The sequence below is a fragment of the Streptomyces sp. NPDC002784 genome (assembly GCF_053592135.1).
Genome location: NZ_JBSFVD010000141.1, coordinates 1 through 1992 on the forward strand (window position 1 = coordinate 1; position 1992 = coordinate 1992).

General features: G+C 72.9%; 2 protein-coding genes. Both read left to right on the forward strand.

Translation table 11 applies throughout. The features are described 5' to 3' along the window. Positions 1-805, forward strand: an 805-nt coding sequence (locus ACWD1Z_RS37235) for an MFS transporter (RefSeq protein ID WP_451125320.1), incomplete at its 5' end; no start/stop codon positions are given. Between the two features lie 76 nt (positions 806-881). Then, positions 882-1856 carry an aspartyl/asparaginyl beta-hydroxylase domain-containing protein gene (locus ACWD1Z_RS37240; RefSeq protein ID WP_451125322.1) on the forward strand — a complete coding sequence of 325 codons (975 nt, stop codon included), beginning with the start codon at positions 882-884 and terminating at the stop codon, positions 1854-1856. Positions 1857-1992 lie beyond the last annotated feature (136 nt).

A 1992-nucleotide genomic window follows, 5' to 3' on the forward strand; every position in this document is an offset into this window, starting at 1 on the left:
CGCCGTGGTCGCCTTCTTCGACCCGATGTGGGCCCTCGCGGTCAACGCCGTCACATTCCTGGTCTCCGCCCTGATCATCGCCGTCACCGGGTCCGGCCGCGGCCCCGCGCCCGCGGAGTCCACCGACACGGCGCCCGAGGAGGAGAGCTACCTCGAACGGCTCCGCGCCGGGCTGCGGTTCCTGCGCCAGGACCGGCTGCTGCGGTCCATCGCCGTCATGCTGAGCGTCACCAACCTCATCGACGCGGCGTACGGCTCCCTGCTCATCCCGGTCTGGGCGGAGGAGACCGGCGGTGGCCCGGCCGCGATCGGTGCCCTCGGCTCGGTGTTCGGCATCGCCGCGGTCGGCGGCTCCGCACTCGCCACCGCGCTCGCGCACCGGCTGCGACGCCGGCCGACGTACGTCATCGCCTTCCTCCTCGCCGGGCCGCCCCGCTTCCTGGTGCTGGTCTTCGACCTGCCGCTGTGGACGGTCCTCGCCGTCGCCGTCGTGGACGGACTGGCCATCGGCTTCGTCAATCCGATCCTCAACGCCGTGATGATGGAGCGCATCCCGCGCCCCCTGCTGGGCCGGGTCTCCGCGCTCACCGACTCCGTCGGCTCCGCCGGCGTTCCGCTCGGGCCCATCCTCGCCGGCTTCCTCGTCACCCTGGCCGGCCTCGGCCCCGTCCTGATCGGCTGCGCCGCCCTCTATCTCGGCAGCACCGTGCTGCCCGCCCTGCGCCCCCACTGGCGCGAACTCGACGACCGGCCACCGCCCGCGGTCACCCCCGAGCCCGACGACCACAAGGTCCCCGCACCCTGAGCCCGCCCCGCCCACCGTCCGAGAGCACACCGCGCAAGAGCACACTTCCGACAGCACGAGAGGAAAGAGGCACATCATGAGCAGTGGCAACCTGAGCGCCGCACGCCTGAAGGGTGACTTCGACGTCGAGCGGCTGCTGGCGGAACTCGCCGTCCTGGAACGCACCCAGTGGGCGGCCCAGCGCACCTACGGCGAGAGCCTGGAACCCAGTGAGGACACCGTCCTCGACTGGCGGGTGCTGCCGCTGCGCAGCCCCGACGGCCGCGCCGGCCGCACCGACCCCGGCGGCCTCGGCCTCGTCGAGTACGCCGCCACCCCGTGGTTGGAGAAGACCCCCTACATCCGGTCCATCCTGGAAAGTCTGCCCACCGAACTGCGCGCCGTACGGCTGATGTCGCTCGGCGTGGGCGCCGAGGTCGACGAGCACCGCGACCAGCCGTACGGGCTCGCGGCCGGCTGGGTGCGGCTGCACATACCGTTCGTCACCAACCCGGAAGCCGTCCTCACCCTCGACGGGCAGCCCCACACCTGGCAGCCCGGCACCTTGTGGTTCGGCGACTTCTCCCGCCTGCACTCGGTGCGCAACGGCGGCTCCGAGCGCCGCGTCCACCTCGTCATCGACGCCTATGTCAACGCCGAACTGCTGGAGCTGTTCCCGGCCGAGTTCCGCGACCGCGTCCGCTGGTCCGAGGTGCTGCTCAACGGCCCCGAGATCCCGCTGACCGAGGACGAACTGACCGACTTCCGCTGCACGTTCGCCATCCCCGACGCCTTCCTCTACGGCGAGCCCGAGGAACTCGCCGACGACAGCAGGCCCGACCGGCAGGCCGGGCTCCGACTCGACGGCGGCCGGCTCGTCCTGGAGGTCGACGACGAGCCCAGGGCGGCGCTGGTGCACCTGGGCGAAGGCGAGTTCCGCGCCCTCGGCTGGACCGCCGAGCGCACCGTGAAGGCCGAGCGGACCGACGAGGGACTGCGGCTGCGCTTCCGGATGCGCCAGGGCAGCCGTATGGAGGAGACCGTACGGACCGCCGCGACGGCTGCGGCCTGAGCCATGCCGTACGCCACCGGCACGCTGCGCGACCCCACACAGGTCCGCGCGTTCGACCCGGCGGCGGTCACCGGCCGGCGGCTCACCCCGCCGGCGGCGGGCGGGCCCGCGCACATCTGGCTGCTGCACGCCGAAC